Here is a 14,897-nt window from a genome sequence, read left to right on the forward strand (position 1 = left end):
TTGTGACGGGAGACAGCACCGACCAAGGAAGTCAGGCAGCATGACTGAGCGCGTGGTTGAAGCAACCGAGGACCGGCTCGACGCAATACCCGACGGCCGCCGGGGGCTGCGCGGCCACCCCTGGCTGACGCTGCTGACCGTCGCGGTCGGCGTGATGATGGTGGCGCTCGACGGCACCATCGTGGCCATCGCCAACCCCGCCATCCAGACCCATCTGCACGCCTCGCTGGCCAGCATCCAGTGGGTGACCAACGGCTACCTGCTGGCCCTCGCGGTCTTCCTGATCACCGCCGGGAAGATCGGCGACCGGTTCGGGCACCGCACCACCTTCCTGGTCGGCGCGGTCGGCTTCGCGGCGGCCTCGGCGGCGATCGGCTTCTCCGGCAGCATCGAGCTGGTGATCGTCTTCCGGGTGCTCCAGGGGCTGTTCGGGGCGCTGCTGCAGCCCGCCGCGCTGGGCCTGCTGCGGGCCACCTTCCCGCCGAACAAGCTGAACATGGCCATCGGCATCTGGGGCGGCGCCATCGGCGTCTCCACCGCGGCCGGACCGATCGTGGGCGGGCTGCTGGTCCAGCACATCAGCTGGCAGTCGGTCTTCTTCGTCAACGTCCCGGTCGGCCTGCTCACCCTCGGCCTCGGCCTGTGGATCCTGCGCGACGCGCGCCCGCAGAAGAGCGGCCAGTCCTTCGACATCCCCGGCATCGTGCTGCTGTCGGTGGCGATGTTCCTGCTGGTCTTCGGCATCATCAAGGCCCCCGCCTGGGGCTGGGGCGACGCCCGCACGCTCGCCTTCCTGGGCGGCGCGGTGCTGCTCGCGGCGGCCTTCACCTACTGGCAGACCCGGTCCTCGCACCCGCTGCTGCCGCTCAGCCTGTTCCGCTCGGTGTCGCTGTCCGCGGGCACCGTGCTGATGATCCTGATGATGTTCGGCTTCTTCGGCGCGCTCTTCTTCGTCACCTTCTACCTGCAGAACGTGCGCGGCATGTCGCCGGTCGCGGCCGGGGTGCACCTGCTGCCGATGACCGCGATGCTGATCGTCGGCTCGCCGGTCGCCGGGCTGGTCATCGGCAGGATCGGTCCGCGCATCCCCATCGTGGCCGGCATGCTGATCACCGCCACGGCCATGTTCGGGATGTCCGCGCTGCACACCGGGACCAGCACCGTGCTGCTGTCGCTGTGGTTCGTGATGCTGGGCCTCGGACTCAGCCCGGTCATCGTGGGCGCCACCGAGATCATCGTCGGCAACGCCCCGGTGGAGCTGGCCGGGGTGGCCGGCGGACTCCAGCAGTCGGCCATGCAGGTCGGCGGCACCCTGGGCACCGCCGTGCTGGGCGCGGTGATGGCCGCCAGGGTGGACAGCGTGCTGCCCGGCAAGTGGGCGGCCGCCAAGCTGCCCGCCGTCTCGGCGCAGGACTACGCCGGACTCAAGCAGGCCGTCCAGGTCGGCACGGCCCCGATCGCCAAGGGCACCCCCACCCAGACCGCCCAGGCCATCACCCAGGTCGCCCACGACTCCTTCCTCAGCGGGATGTCGCTGGCCTTCACCGTCGCCGCCGTGGTCGCCCTGCTGGCCAGCGCCGTCGGCCTACTGACCAAGCGCGGCGCCACCGACTCCGGCCCGGCCGTGCACATCTGAGCTACCGTCACCGCGACGACCGGCACCGTGCCGACGGTCAGTCGCCCCGCAGCGCCCCGTCCACCCCCGACGGGGCGCTGCGGTCCTGCTGCAGCAGCCAGAGGTCCCGCATCAGGCCGGGACGGGTGGTCAACTCCTGGAAGCTGCCCTGCTGGACGATGCGTCCCCGGTCCATCACCACGATCCGGTCCGCGATCACGGTGTTGGACAGGTTGTGGGTGACCAGCACGACGGCGCGGTCCTCGGCCAGCCGGCGCAGGCCGGTGAAGATCCGGTGCTCGGCCCGCGGGTCCAGGTCCGAGGTGGGCTCGTCCATCACCAGCAGGCCCGCGTCCCGGTGGGTGGCCCGGGCGACGGCGATGCGCTGCCACTGGCCGGAGGAGAGCGCCACGCCGCCCCACCACTCGCGTGCCAGCAGCGTGTCCAGACCGCTGCGCAGCCGGGCGACCACGTCGTCGGCGCCGCTCGCCGCAGCCGCCCGGCGCACCTCCTCGTCACCGCCGGGACGCGGCTGGCCCAGGTGGATGTTCTCCCGCGCCGACATCGGCCAGCGGGCGAACTCCTGCGGCACCACCGCGGTCTGCCGCCACAGCGCGTGCGGGTCCAGGTCCCGGGTGCTGACGCCGTCCCAGGCGACCACGCCCTCGGTCGGCAGGTTGAGCCCGGACAGCAGCTTCATCAACGTGGTCTTGCCCGAGCCGTTCTCCCCCACCACCGCGACGATCTCACCCTGCCGCACCTCGAAGTCCACCTCGTGCAGGGTGTCCTCGTCCGCCTCGGGGTAGCGGTAGCCGACCCGGTGCAGGGCGACGTGGCGGGGCCGCCCCGGTACCAGCGCGCCGCGGTCCAGCCGCTGCCCGGCGGCCTCCTCCACGAACGACTCCCAGTCGTCCATGTAGCGGCCGGTGCGCATCAGGTCGCTGCCGTAGCCGACGATGCCCTGCAGCCCCTGGGCCGCCGAGCGCAGCGCGAAGACCACCGTGCCGGCCGAGGCCGCGCCGATCCGCCCGGTCCCCAGCAGGAACATGACGCCGCCCCACATCAGCGCGGCCGCCAGGCCCCCGGCGGCGGAGCCGAGCAGGGTGACCCGGGCGCGCTGCCAGGCCGCTCGGTCGTTGGTCCGGTCCACCTTGGTCCCGCTGGCCCGGTACTTCGCCAGCAGGTACGGCGCCAGGGTGTCGGTGCGGATCTGGTCCGCCTGGTCCTTGTGGGTCAGGTTCCAGCGCAGCATGTTCAGCATCCGCCGGTCGTGGAAGGTGGCCAGGAACGACAGGTAGGTGATCCGCTCCCCCTTCACCGAGGCGAGGGCCTGCGGCACCGCGGTGAGCAGCAGCAGCGGGAGCAGCACCGGCGCGAGCGCGGTGATGACCACCGCGGCGGCGACCAGGGTGGCCAGCGAGGAGACCAGGTTCTGGCTCTGCCCGATCATGTCCCGGCTGACCTCGACGCCCCGGTCGGCCTTGTCGTAGCGGTCGTTGAAGCCCGGGTGGTCGTAGGCGGCCATCTCGGCGTTGGTCGCCGCCTCCAGCATCCTGAACTCCGCCTCCCGCGAGATCCGCGGTGCCAGCCGGTTCGACAGGCCCTGGATCGCCACGCCCAGCACCGCCCGCACCCCGGCCGCGGCGGCCAGCACCAGCACCGACGGCACCGCCGAGCCCAGGTGCCCCGGGTTCTGCGCGGCCCCGATCAGCGCGCCCAGCGCCCGCGTCGTCGCGAACAGCCCCAGCGCACCCGAGAGCCCGGACACCAACTGACACACCAGCAGGGCCACCACCGCCCCCCGGTCCACCGCCCAGGCCAGCGCGAACGACCGACCGACCAGCCTCGGCAGCCGACTGCCCAGCCTGCGCCCGGTCAGATCGCCGGCCCACTCCTCGGAGTCCCCGCCGCTGTAGGCGAACCTGAGCTCCTCGCCCGACTCCCCCGTCCCGCTCGACTCCCCCGGCTGCTCCGCACCGGTGTCGGCCACAGCGGTCTCGTCCGCCACCCCGCCGTCCCCCTCCCACCCTCGGGCCCAGCCTGCCGACCCGGACAGCACCGCGTCTGCGGCGTGGAACCGGCGCATCGTGGACCCAACGGGCGCACTCCGGGTGCGCGCCGCCCGAACGGGCACCTGGCAGGCCACCCGTGGTTCCCGGCCCCTTCTCTGACGGCCCGTCGCGTTGGAGATTGGAGTCAGGCAGGCACGCATGCACGCATGCACGCTCCGGCGAAGGGACAGCGGATGGGAAGCGTCACCGTCGGGGTGCTGCGGGAGCGGGCGCGCGGGGAGTGCCGGGTGGCGCTGGTGCCGGAGTCGTTGGCCCGGCTGGCGCCGGGGGGTGTGCGGGTGCTGGTCGAACCGGGAGCGGGAGCTGCCGCCTGGTTCGCGGACGCCGACTACCTGGCGGCGGGCGCGGAACTGGTCCCGGCCGCCGAACTGCTGCAGCGGGCACGGGTGCTGCTGTGCGTGGGCCCGCCGGACCCGGCCACTACGGCCGGGCTGCGGCCGGGAACGCTGCTGGTCGGTCTGCTGGACGTACTGCGGAATCCGGTCACGGCGGGAGCCTGGGCCGAGGCCGGGGTCACCGCGCTGAGCCTGGACCTGCTGCCGCGCACACTCAGCCGGGCCCAGCCGATGGACGCGCTGACCTCGCAAGCGAACATCGCCGGGTACAAGGCCGTGCTGGTGGCGGCCGATACCTTCACCCGCTTCTTCCCCATGCTGACGACCGCGGCCGGTACCTCGAAACCGGCGGCGGTCCTGGTCCTGGGCACCGGAGTGGCCGGACTGCAGGCCGTCGCGACGGCGCGGCGGCTGGGAGCCGTGGTGACCGGGTACGACGTGCGGCCGGAGTCCAGGGAGGAGGTGGAGTCACTGGGTGCGCGGTTCCTGGAGATCCCGGCGGTACCCGCGGTCCGCACCGGCGTCGACGGCTATGCCGGACGGCTGGCCGAGGCCGAGCAACTCGCCCAGCAGCAGGCCCTGGAGGAGGCCGTGGCCCGCGCCGACGTGGTGATCACCACCGCGCAGGTGCCCGGCGGGCGGCCCCCGGTGCTGGTCACCGCCAGGGCCCTGGACCGGATGCGGCCGGGGTCGGTGGTGGTCGACCTGGCGGCGGGCGGGTCCGGCGGGAACGTGGAGCGCTCCGAACCGGACGCCACCGTCGTCACGGCACAGGGCGTCACCGTGATCGGGGCCGGCCACCTGCCCTCCGCCATGGCCGCGGCGGCGTCCACGGCCTACGCCCGCAACGCCGAGGCGATGCTGACGTACCTGCTCCATGACGGCCACGACGGCCACAACGACCACGACGGCGGTCCGACCGTCGACCTCAGCGACGAGATCCAGGCCGCGGTCGTGGTGACCCACGCCGGTTCCGTCGTCCATCCGGCCGTCGCCGCACTGCTCGACGGCCGAGCCCGCCTGGGAGGCAGCCGATGAGTCTCGACCTGTCCACCGCGATCACCGTCTTCGTCCTCGCCGTACTGGTCGGCTTCGAGGTGATCAGCAAGGTCCCGGCGACCCTGCACACGCCGCTGATGTCCGGGGCCAACTCGATCCACGGCATCGTGGTGATCGGCGCCATGCTGATCGCCGCGCAGGCCCACGGACCCCTCGGCTACGTCCTGGTCTTCGTCGCGGCGGCCTTCGGGGCCATGAACGTGGTCGGCGGATACGTCGTCACCGACCGGATGCTGCGGATGTTCCGGACCCGGCCGCCGGAGCAGGGCGCGGACCAGGGGCCACGCGAATGACCCCGGTGGAGTCGGCCGTCAGGTACGTCCTGCTCGCCGCCGCTGCCTGCTTCGTCTTCGGCCTGCACCTGATGAACTCGCCGCGCTCGGCCCGGCGCGGCAACGCGCTCTCGGCCGGGGCCATGGCGGTGGCCGTCGTCGCCACCGCCGTGCTGCTGCTGGACCGGGGCTCGGTCACCGGCACGGGCTGGCTGGTGCTGGTCCTGGGCGGTGCGTTCGGGTCCGGCTGCGGGCTCTACGCGGCGCGGTCGGTCGAGATGACGGCCATGCCGCAGCTGGTGAGCCTGTTCAACGCGGTCGGCGGCGGAGCCGCGGTGCTGATCCCGCTGCAGGACCTGCTCGGCAGCCCGCACCCGGCCGCACTCGGCGCGCGGGTCACCGTCCCGGGCGCCCTGGACGTGGTGATCGGCACCGTCACCTTCGCCGGCTCCCTGGTCGCCGCCGGCAAGCTGCAGGGCACCGTTCCGGGCCGGCCGCTGGTCTTCCCCGGTGCCCGGGCGCTCGCGGTGCTGCTGCCGCCGGCCTTCGTGGCGGGCACGGTGTGGCTGGTCCTGACGCCCGATCAGACCGCGGCCCCGCTGGTGCTGCTGGCGCTCGCGCTGGTCTTCGGCGTGGCGATGGTGCTGCCGATCGGCGGTGCGGACATGCCGGTGGTGATCTCCCTGCTCAACGCCTTCACCGGGACGGCGGTCGCGATGGCGGGCTTCGTCCTCAGCGAACCGGCGCTGATCGTCGCCGGGGCCCTGGTCGGCGCGTCCGGCACCATCCTCACCAAGCTCATGGCGGACGCCATGAACCGCTCGGTCGCCGCCGTCATGGTCGGCGGCTTCGGCACCGACGGCGGTGGGGCCGCGACGGACGCGGGCGGCGGCGCGGCGTCGGTGCGGCCGCTCTCCGCGGACGACGTGGCGATCCAGCTCGCCTACGCCCGCAAGGTGATCGTGGTCCCCGGCTACGGCCTGGCCGCCGCCCGGGCCCAGCACGAACTCGGCGACCTGGTCCAGCTGTTGGAGGCGCACGGGGTGGAGGTCAGCTACGCCGTCCACCCGGTGGCCGGACGGATGCCCGGCCATATGAACGTGCTGCTGGCGGAGGCGGACGTGCCCTACCCGCAGCTGAAGGAGATGGACGAGGTCAACCCCGAGTTCCCGCAGGCGGACGTCGCCCTGGTGGTGGGGGCCAACGACGTGACCAATCCGGCCGCCCGGCGCCCCGGCACCCCAGTCTCCGGCATGCCGATCCTGGACGTGGACCGGGCCAGGAGCGTGGTGGTGATCAAGCGTTCCATGGGACACGGCTACGCGGGGATCGACAACGAGCTCTACACCGACCCGCGGACCGGGATGTTCTTCGCCGACGCCAAGCAGGGGCTGATCGAGCTGCGGGCCGCGGTCCGGGCCTTCGTCGGGTGACCGGGGGCCCGGGGCGCCGGGGGTGCCGGGGCCGCTGGGTCACCCGTGAGATCCTGGTGCGGTGACGCAGGCGTTCGGAGTGCAGGAGTTCCAGCTGGTCCTGCTGCGGCGGATGGCCGACTTCCAGCCGGTGCTGGTCGAGCGGGCGCGCAGCGGGATGGGCGTGTCGGTAGGCGAGATGCGGCAGGTCAACGCCGCCTGGCAGCGCTTCGTCCGGGCGAAGGGCGCGCCGCGCGGGATGTCCCGGCTGGTCGCGGTGCTCGGACCGCAGCTCTCGGTGCGGGAGCAGCGCACCGGCGACCTCACCTGCCGGCTGCACCAGTGGGCGCTGCCGCTGTGGCCGGCGCTGCGCTTCGAGGCGGTCGCGGGTCCCGACGGCGGGGTCTGGCAGGAGTGGCTGGTCCGCGCCCCGGAGACGGCCCCGCCACCGGTGCCCGCCGCCGGCGAACTCACCCCCTGGGAGTACGTGGTCAGCGATCTGGAACGGCTCTTCCCTGAGGTCCGGCACCTGCCGGAGGACGCACCCAGCCGCTGGACCAGCCGCTTCGCGGCCCCCGACGGGCAGGGCGGCACGCTCCGGCGCCAGGCCCGCTTCGTCCACGGCCTGCTGCAGGAAGTCACACCGGTCGACTGACGCCGGCCGGCGCCTACCCGTCCGCCCCCGCCGGCGTGAAGACCAGCACCGCCGCCGTGCCGCGGAGGTCGAGCACGTCCCCGGCGCCGCCGACCAGACGGACCGCGTCCAGCGCCCCCAGCTCGGCGCCCTCCCGCTCCAGCCCCGCCGTGCCGTCGAGGAGGACGACAAGGGTGTCCGGACCGCTGAGCACCGTCCGCCCGGTGACGATGTCCACGCGGGCCGCGACACGGTCCCGACGGGTCATCACATTGAAGTCCAGCAAAGGTCCTTGGAGCAGACGGCAGTCGGTGTCCGCGTCCCCGGGGAACGCGAACGGACGGTAGCGCTGGTCGATGCGGTGCTCGACGCCGTCGACGGTCAGCACCATGCCGGCGCCCCGGACCACGGTGATCACCCGGTCCACCCCGCTGAACGCCGAGAACGGCCCGCCCCGCGCGACATCGGCCAGGCTCACCCGCCAGTGGAACCCGTCCAGCCCCGAGCCCTCGGGATGCGCCGCCACCTCCCGGGTGACCCCGCCGCCGTTCTTCCACGGCGCGGCCTCCCGCTCCGCCGCCCGCAGCACCGTCACACCCGAAACGCCCGCCATCGACCGCACTCCTCGCCTGTGCTCTGCCCTGCCCTGCCCGGCCGACCCCCACCGGTGATCATCACCCTATTCGCCGGCCAGCCCGCGCAACCCCTTCCAGGCCGGCTGCCGCAGGCTGCCGCCGTCGGTGACCTCGGCGTACTGCACCTCGCCCCGGAGCAGCGGACGGACCCAGCGGACGTCGGCCGGAGGCCGGGCCAGCCGCGGCAGGTCCAGCCCCGCCGTGAAGGGCGACTCCGCCGCAGCGGCCTCGGTCAGCAGCGGCAGCAGCAACTCCCGCTGGACGGCGGAGAGACCGGACCCGACCGAGCCGACGTACCGCAGACCGCCCGACACCTCCCGACCGACCAGCAGCGAACGCGGCTCGCCGCGCTCGTCGGCCAGCCAGCCGCCGATCAGGACGTCGGCCGTGGGACGGAACTTCACCTTGATCCAGTCCGGGGACCGCCGGCCCGGCTGGTAGCCGGAGGCCAGGCGCTTGAGGATGACGCCCTCCATCCCGCGCTCCCGGGTCCACTCGATGCCGATCGCCACATCGGCTCCGATCCAGGCGGGCGGCGCGACGACCGAGCCGTCCGCCGGGAGGTCGAGCCGTTCCAGCAGCGCGCGCCGCTCCAGGTAGCCGCGGCGGGTGACCGCCGTTCCGCGGTGCCGCAGCACGTCGAAGGCCATGAATGTCACCGGGGTCCGCAGCCGGGCGGCCGCGATCCGGTCCTGCTGACGCAGCGTCATCCGCTGTTGCAGCCGCTCGAAGGAGGGGACTCCGGTGGCCGGGTCCAGGGCCACCGCCTCGGCGTCCAGGACCAGCGGCGCGACGGCCGCCAGACGGCCCAGTGACTGCAGTTCGGGGTAGCGGGCGGTGGCGTCGGCGCCGGAGCGGGCGAACGCCCGGACCGTGCCCCGCTCGTCCACGCTGACGACGACCCGCATGCCGTCCCACTTCACCTCCGCCGCCCAGCCGCTGGTGTCGGCCGGCACCGGACCTTCGCCGGCCAGCATCGGCGCGATCCAGCCCGCTGCCGCCGCCCCGCTCATCCGGGCAGCCTCCGGGCCACCGAGGGGTCCAGCAGCGGCGCATGCAGGTCGCCCAACCGTGCGAGCCGCTCCGGGAGGTCGTCGGCGGTGAACGACAGCTCCGCCGGGTCCCGGCAGTCCGCGATCTCCTGCCAGCCGACCGGCGTCGACACCGTCGGCTCGGCCAGGGCCCGCAGCGAGTAGGCGGCGACGGTGGTCTTGGCGGAGGCGTTCTGGGACCAGTCCAGCAGCACCCGGTCGCGCCGCAGCTCCTTGCCCATCCGACTGACGATCAGCTGCGGGTACGCCGCCTTCAGCCGCTGGGCCAGCCGCTTGGCGTAGGCGTTCACCTGCACCGCGGGCGCCGGAACCAGTGGCACCGTCAGATGCAGCCCCTTGGATCCGGAGGTCTTGGCCCACACCTCGAACCCGTCCTCGGCCAGCACGGTCCGCACCGCCAGGGCGGCGGCGCAGCAGTGCAGCATGTCGGCGCCCTCACCGGGGTCCAGGTCGACGATCAGCCGGTCGTGCAGCTCCGGGGCGTCCCGCCACTGCGGCACATGGAACTCGATGGTGTCGAGGTTGGCCGCCCAGATCAGCGTGGCCAGGTCGGCGACCACCACCTGGCTGGCGGGGCCGGTGCGGAGCTCCACCTCCAGGTCGGAGATCCAGTCGGGAGCGCCCGGCGGCACCCGTTTGGCCCAGAACCGCTCCCCGTCCACCCCGCCGGGGCAGCGCACGAAGCTGGCCGGCCGCCCGTCGAGGTGCGGCAGCATCAGCGGCGCCACCTGCCCGTAGTGGTGCAGCACGGCCGCCTTGGTGAACCCGCTCGCCGGGTACATCGGCTTGTCCAGGTGCGAGAGCGACAGCCGCCGGCCCTCCACCTCCACCACGGTGCGTTCGGCCGGCATCACGCCTCCCGAGTCCGGGCCGGCACCCGCCGGGTGCGGGTCCAGGTCAGCAGCTCGCGGGCGGTCCAGGTGGTGACGACCCGTTCGGCCGGCACCCCGGCCTCCTCGGCGCGGGCGCAGCCGTAGCCCTGCCAGTCCAGTTGCCCCGGGGCGTGGGCGTCGCTGTCGATGGCGAACAGCACGCCGGCGTCGAGGGCCTGGCGCAGCAGCCGCCGGGGCGGGTCCAGCCGGTCCGGGCGGCAGTTGATCTCGACCGCCGTGCCCCGTTCGGCGCAGGCGGCGAAGACGGCCTCGGCGTCGAAGACCGACTCCGGGCGCGGCTTGGCGCCCAGCAGCCGTCCGGTGCAGTGGCCCAGGATGTCCACCCGGGGGTCCGACACCGCCCTCAGCAGCCGCCGGGTCATCGCCTCCCGGCCCATCCGCAGCTCGGAGTGGACCGAGGCGACCACCACGTCCAGCCGCTCCAGCAGGTCGTCCTCCTGGTCCAGCGCCCCGCCGGAGAGGATGTCGCACTCGATACCGGTCAGCAGCCGGAACGGGGCCGTCCCGGCCTCGGTGCCGGACTGCTCGTTGTACCGGGAGACGACGTCGAGCTGCTCGCGCAGCCGCTCCGCGCTGAGCCCGCGGGCGATCCGCAGCCGGGGCGAGTGGTCGGTGAGCACCGCCCAGCTGTGGCCGAGGCCGCGGGCCGCTTCGGCCATCGCCTCGATCGGGCTGCCGCCGTCCGACCAGTCGGAGTGCAGGTGGCAGTCGCCGCGCAGCGCGGCCCGCAGCTGCGCACCGCCGTCCGCGAGCGGCTCGGCGGCCCGTTCCTCCAGGTCGGCGAGGTAGTCGGGGGTACGTCCCGCGGCGGCCTCGGCGATCACCCGGGCGGTGGTCCGGCCGATGCCCTCCAGGTCCGTGAGCCGTCCGCCCACCGCCCGCTGCAGCAGTTCCAGCTGCGACAGCCCGGCCACCGTCCGGGCCGCGTGCCGGAACGCCTGCACCCGGTACCTGGGCGCGTCCTCGCGCTCCAGCAGGAACGCGATCCGTTCCAGGGCTTCCCTCGGTTCCATCTCCGGCATATCCCCGGCTCCCGGCCCACTCAACCGATTCCGGCATAACAGGACAGAATGGTCGGACGGCAGCGAGTCGGAGGAGGTGTGGACATGGACTTCGACGAGGACACCGACCAGGATTTCGACGAGGTCGCCGACCGGCTCTACGCCCTGCCCCCGCCGCAGTTCACCGCGGCCCGCGACGACGCCGCCCGGCGCGCCGCCGACGCGGGCGACACCCCGGCGGCCGCACGGATCCGCGGGCTGCGCCGGCCCACCCTGGGCGCCTGGCTGGCGAACCTGCTGGTGCGCGAGCACCGCACCGAGTCGCAGGCACTGCTCACGCTCGGCACCGACCTACGGGCCGCCCAGGACCGGCTCGCCGGCGAGCGTCTGCGTGAACTCACCGCCGGGCGCCGCGCCGTGGTCGGCGCGCTGGTCCAGCAGGCGAAGGCGGCGGCGGTACGGGCCGGCCTGCCGGTCGGCGAGGGCCCGCTGGAGGACCTGGAGCAGACGCTCACCACCGTGCTGACCGACCGGGAGGCCGCCGAGGCCTTCGCATCAGGCCGGCTGACCAAGCCGCTGACCGTGCACGCCCCCGCCGCCGCGCCCGCACCACGACGCGGCCCGGCAGCGCCCGCGCCGACCGCCGGACCGACCGCCGGGCCGCGCACCGATCCGGACGTCCTGGCCCGGGCCCGCCAGGGCCTGAAGGAGGCCGAGCGGCAGGCCGCCTCCGCCGCCACGGCCGCTGCCTCGGCCCGCAAGGCGCTGGACCGCGCCACCACCCGGCACCAGCGCGCCCGCAGCAGCGCGGAGGAGCTCTCGGCCCGGCTGGACCGGGCCCGCGCGGCCGAGCGCACCGCCGCGGAGGAGGAGCGCACGCTGCGGACCCGGGTGGAGACCACCGACCGCGACGCCCGCAGGGCCGCCGGCCGCGCCAGGGACGCCGGCGTCCGCGTGCGGCATCTCGACAACAGGCGTATCAGGGATGAGAAGCAATAGATCGACAGCTCGATTGCTCGACGACCCGATCAGTCGACCGACCGCGGAGGAGCAGAACCATGGCCCGAGCGACCTGGACCGGCGCACTGACCTTCGGCCTGGTCACCGTCCCGGTGTCGATGTTCTCGGCGACGGAGGACCACACCACCCGCTTCCGCCAGATCCAGCGCGGCACCGCCGACCGGGTCAGGATCAGGCGCACCAACGAGCGCACCGGCGACGAGGTCCCCTTCAACGAGATCGTCAAGGGCTACGACCTGGGCGACGACCAGTACGTGGTGATCGAACCGAGCGAGCTGGACGAGATCGCCCCGGGACGCTCCCGGCTGATCGAGGTCTCCGGCTTCGTCGACCTGGCCGCCGTCGATCCGGTCTACTTCGTCTCCGGCTACTTCCTGGCGCCGCGCGGGGAGGAGTTCACCCAGGTCTACTCGCTGCTGGTGGAGGCCCTGGAGGAGTCCGGACGGGCGGCCGTGGCGACCATGGTGATGCGCGGCAGGCAGTACCTCACCGCCATCCGTCCCACCGGTGACGTGCTCGAACTGCACACCCTGCACTGGGCCGACGAGGTCCGCGACCCGGCCGAGGAGCTGCCGAACCCGCCGGTGCGCACCCGGGTCTCGGCCGAGCAGCTGAGCGCCGCCAAGCAGCTGATCGAGGCCATGAGCGTGGAGTGGACGCCGACGGAGTACCGCGACGACTACGAGGACCGGGTGCGCGAACTGATCGACGCCAAGCGTGCCGGGCAGGAGATCGTCACCGCCGAGGCCGCCCCCGAGGCCACCAATGTCATCGACCTGATGGAGGCGCTGCGCCGCAGCCTGGACCGGTCCGCCGGCGCACCGGCCGCAGAGGCCGCACCGGCCGGGCGGTCGAAGGCCACCGCGGCCAAGAGGCGTTCGCCGAAGGCGGTCTCCACGGCCAGGAAGAAGGAGGACCTGGGCGCGCTGAGCAAGGCCGAGCTCTACCAGCGGGCCGCCGGTCTCGACCTGCCCGGGCGTTCCAAGATGACCCGGGACCAGCTGGAACGCGCCATCGCCAAGGCCGCCTCGGCCAACCGCCCCAAGGCGGTGGCCTGACCCCTGACTCGGGCCGGCGACCGCGGCCGGCCGCACGGCGGAACCAGCGGAACCGGCGGGACCCGTGGGACGGTTCGGCCATGGCGCGATTGGGACCGTCCGGCAGGGGGAGAAGACCTCCCGGGCCGCGCAGGCACGGCACCCGGGAGGACACACGGTGGAGTTCCAGCTGCTGACCGAGGGCGTGGGCGCCCCGCAGCTCCGCCTCGACCTCGACGGCGGCAGCGGAACGGCGGGCCGCGCCAGGGCGGCCGTCGCCGCCTTCCTGCGCGCCCTCACCCGCAGCTGCCTCCCGACCGACCCGGGTGCGCCCGGGGACGTCCTGCTGGTGGTCTCGGAGCTGGTCACCAACGCGGTGCGCCACGCCCCGGGCGCGTTGACCCTGTGCCTGGCCCGGCAGCCCGGCGAGGTGCAGATCACGGTCCGTGACGGCAACCCGGTGGCGCCGCTGGCCCGCCCACCGGACCTGGGAGCCGGGACCGGCGGCTTCGGCTGGCCCACCGTGCAGCGCCTGGCCCGGGAGGTCAGGGTGGTCCCGCACCGGGACGGCAAGGAGATCCACGCCTTCGTGCCCTGGGACCCCCGGGACCCGGCCGGGCCGGGCGGCGCTACCGCACCGGACGGCGGTGGTTGCGGGACCAGCGCGCCCCCATCCAGACCAGGTCGGCGGCCAGCAGCAGACAGCCGATGACCAGCAGGTAGAGCAGCCCGTGCACCACGAAGCCGATGATGCCCAGCACGATCGCGATGATGATCACCGTGAGGAAGACCGTCATGGCCGCATCCCCTTCTCAGCCCCGGGCGAGCTGGCGCTCGCCGTCCGTTCCCTGCTGGTACGGGAGCTCGTAGTGGTCGAACACCGCTTTCTCGTTCTCGGCCGCCAGCACGTCGTCGGTGCCCATCGACGGCGCGCTCTTCACCAGGCTCTTGGCGTAGGGGACCTTGACGTAGCCGGGGCCCACCACCGCCTCGGCCAGCGGCACGAACACCAGCCGGCGCCGGGACGGCAGGCCGATCAGCACCGTCGCCATGGCCGGCTGGTCCGTTCGGGTGTCCACATAGACCGCCTCCAGCGAACCGATGCGATGTCCTGATGTATCGACCACGTCATGGGTGCGCCACTCGCGGATGTCCCCGACCTCGATCACTGCGATTCCTCTCCGAACCTTCGGTGCCGCTGCGTCGGACGTAGTGTTTGTCTGCTGTGTTATCTGCCCCCGGTCCGCCCCGCGCACGCCCTGGCGGAGCGACCGGCCGCCCTACCGGGAGGACACCGCCATCATGGCCGTGACAAGCACCGATCTGCTCGCCGACGCCTTCGGCCGGATCAGCGGGACCGTCACCGACGTGCTCCAGGATCTCAGCGGCGACGACCTGGTCGCCCGGGTCGGCCCCCGGGCCAACTCCATCGGCTGGCTGGTCTGGCACCTGACCCGGGTCCAGGACGACCACATCGCCGCGGCCGGCGACCTGGAGCAGGTGTGGCTCGCCGACGGCTGGCAGGAGCGGTTCCGCCTCCCCTACCCACCGGAGGCCATCGGCTACGGCCAGTCCAGCACGGAGGTGGGCGACTTCCAGGGCGTCTCGGTGCACCTGCTGCAGGAGTACCACCACGCGGTGTACCAGCAGACCCTGCGCTTCCTCAAGGGCCTGGGCGAGGGCGAGTTGGACCGGGTGGTGGACAGTTCCTACCGTCCGCCGGTCACCCTCGCGGTCCGGTTGGTCAGCATCGTCTCCGACGACCTGCAGCACGTCGGCCAGGCCGCCTACGTCCGCGGGCTGCTGCGACGGCGCTGACGCCGCCCCGGGTGACGTACCGTCGGATGTGTCACGCCGTTC

The 14,897-nt window shown here is 73.6% G+C and carries 15 protein-coding genes and 1 pseudogene; 9 read left to right on the plus strand and 7 right to left on the minus strand.

Translation table 11 applies throughout. The annotated features are described in order from the left end of the window. The first annotated feature begins 40 nt into the window (after positions 1-40). Positions 41-1,636 (plus strand): MFS transporter, encoded by a 1,596-nt coding sequence (locus ABUW04_RS20825; protein ID WP_030259867.1) that lies wholly within the window; start codon positions 41-43, stop codon positions 1,634-1,636. 37 nt (positions 1,637-1,673) lie between these two features. Here the strand turns inward: ABUW04_RS20825 and ABUW04_RS20830 are convergent, their stop codons facing one another. Beyond that, positions 1,674-3,623 carry an ABC transporter ATP-binding protein gene (locus ABUW04_RS20830; RefSeq protein WP_380566176.1) on the minus strand — a complete coding sequence of 650 codons (1,950 nt, stop codon included), beginning with the start codon at positions 3,621-3,623 and terminating at the stop codon, positions 1,674-1,676. A gap of 237 nt (positions 3,624-3,860) precedes the next feature. Between ABUW04_RS20830 and ABUW04_RS20835 the strand changes: the two genes are divergently transcribed. The 4 genes from ABUW04_RS20835 to ABUW04_RS20850 all read left to right on the plus strand — a co-directional run bounded on the left by ABUW04_RS20835 (position 3,861) and on the right by ABUW04_RS20850 (position 7,420). After that, positions 3,861-5,060 (plus strand): NAD(P) transhydrogenase subunit alpha, encoded by a 1,200-nt coding sequence (locus ABUW04_RS20835; protein ID WP_380566177.1) that lies wholly within the window; start codon positions 3,861-3,863, stop codon positions 5,058-5,060. Next, complete coding sequence (locus ABUW04_RS20840; RefSeq protein ID WP_380566178.1) at positions 5,057-5,374, plus strand: NAD(P) transhydrogenase subunit alpha; 318 nt, start codon at positions 5,057-5,059, stop codon at positions 5,372-5,374. The genes ABUW04_RS20835 and ABUW04_RS20840 overlap by 4 nt, the downstream gene beginning before the upstream one ends. Then, a complete protein-coding gene (locus ABUW04_RS20845; RefSeq protein ID WP_380566179.1) occupies positions 5,371-6,786 on the plus strand; it encodes an NAD(P)(+) transhydrogenase (Re/Si-specific) subunit beta in 1,416 nt (471 codons plus the stop codon). The genes ABUW04_RS20840 and ABUW04_RS20845 overlap by 4 nt, the downstream gene beginning before the upstream one ends. 61 nt (positions 6,787-6,847) lie before the next feature. After that, a complete protein-coding gene (locus ABUW04_RS20850; RefSeq protein WP_380566180.1) occupies positions 6,848-7,420 on the plus strand; it encodes a hypothetical protein in 573 nt (190 codons plus the stop codon). A 13-nt stretch (positions 7,421-7,433) separates the two neighbouring features. Here ABUW04_RS20850 and ABUW04_RS20855 read toward each other — a convergent pair whose 3' ends face one another. The 4 genes from ABUW04_RS20855 to ABUW04_RS20870 form a co-directional block, all read right to left on the minus strand. Continuing rightward, complete coding sequence (locus ABUW04_RS20855) at positions 7,434-8,012, minus strand: HutD/Ves family protein (RefSeq protein ID WP_380566181.1); 579 nt, start codon at positions 8,010-8,012, stop codon at positions 7,434-7,436. 66 nt (positions 8,013-8,078) lie between these two features. Continuing rightward, the gene (locus ABUW04_RS20860) at positions 8,079-9,047 is read right to left on the minus strand and encodes an ATP-dependent DNA ligase (RefSeq protein ID WP_380566182.1); all 969 of its coding nucleotides are present in this window, start codon (positions 9,045-9,047) and stop codon (positions 8,079-8,081) included. Then, positions 9,044-9,937: a non-homologous end-joining DNA ligase gene (gene ligD, locus ABUW04_RS20865; protein WP_030259838.1), complete on the minus strand. Its 894-nt coding sequence runs from the start codon at positions 9,935-9,937 to the stop codon at positions 9,044-9,046. Before ligD ends, ABUW04_RS20860 begins: the two co-directional genes overlap by 4 nt. Beyond that, positions 9,937-10,992, minus strand: a complete 1,056-nt coding sequence (locus ABUW04_RS20870; protein WP_380566183.1) for a PHP domain-containing protein — start codon at positions 10,990-10,992, stop codon at positions 9,937-9,939. Before ABUW04_RS20870 ends, ligD begins: the two co-directional genes overlap by 1 nt. A gap of 93 nt (positions 10,993-11,085) precedes the next feature. Here ABUW04_RS20870 and ABUW04_RS20875 point away from each other — a divergent pair, with 93 nt between their 5' ends. From ABUW04_RS20875 to ABUW04_RS20885, 3 genes and pseudogenes are all read left to right on the plus strand, one after another. After that, complete coding sequence (locus ABUW04_RS20875; RefSeq protein WP_380566184.1) at positions 11,086-11,979, plus strand: hypothetical protein; 894 nt, start codon at positions 11,086-11,088, stop codon at positions 11,977-11,979. Between the two features lie 59 nt (positions 11,980-12,038). Continuing rightward, complete coding sequence (ku, locus tag ABUW04_RS20880; RefSeq protein ID WP_380566185.1) at positions 12,039-13,058, plus strand: non-homologous end joining protein Ku; 1,020 nt, start codon at positions 12,039-12,041, stop codon at positions 13,056-13,058. A 184-nt stretch (positions 13,059-13,242) separates the two neighbouring features. Continuing rightward, positions 13,243-13,605: pseudogene (locus ABUW04_RS20885) on the plus strand (ATP-binding protein); the annotation flags it as partial. Positions 13,606-13,666: 61 nt separating this feature from the next. Here the strand turns inward: ABUW04_RS20885 and ABUW04_RS20890 are convergent. Together ABUW04_RS20890 and ABUW04_RS20895 are read right to left on the minus strand one after the other, a co-directional pair. Then, complete coding sequence (locus tag ABUW04_RS20890) at positions 13,667-13,834, minus strand: hypothetical protein (protein WP_198037559.1); 168 nt, start codon at positions 13,832-13,834, stop codon at positions 13,667-13,669. A gap of 15 nt (positions 13,835-13,849) precedes the next feature. Continuing rightward, on the minus strand, positions 13,850-14,206 hold the full coding sequence (locus ABUW04_RS20895; protein WP_030259828.1) for a PRC-barrel domain-containing protein: 357 nt from the start codon (positions 14,204-14,206) through the stop codon (positions 13,850-13,852). 139 nt (positions 14,207-14,345) lie between these two features. Here ABUW04_RS20895 and ABUW04_RS20900 point away from each other — a divergent pair, with 139 nt between their 5' ends. Beyond that, on the plus strand, positions 14,346-14,855 hold the full coding sequence (locus ABUW04_RS20900; protein WP_198037572.1) for a mycothiol transferase: 510 nt from the start codon (positions 14,346-14,348) through the stop codon (positions 14,853-14,855). The last annotated feature ends 42 nt before the right edge of the window (positions 14,856-14,897 follow it).

The organism is Streptacidiphilus jeojiensis, assembly GCF_042510965.1.
Lineage (GTDB): Bacteria > Actinomycetota > Actinomycetes > Streptomycetales > Streptomycetaceae > Streptacidiphilus > Streptacidiphilus jeojiensis.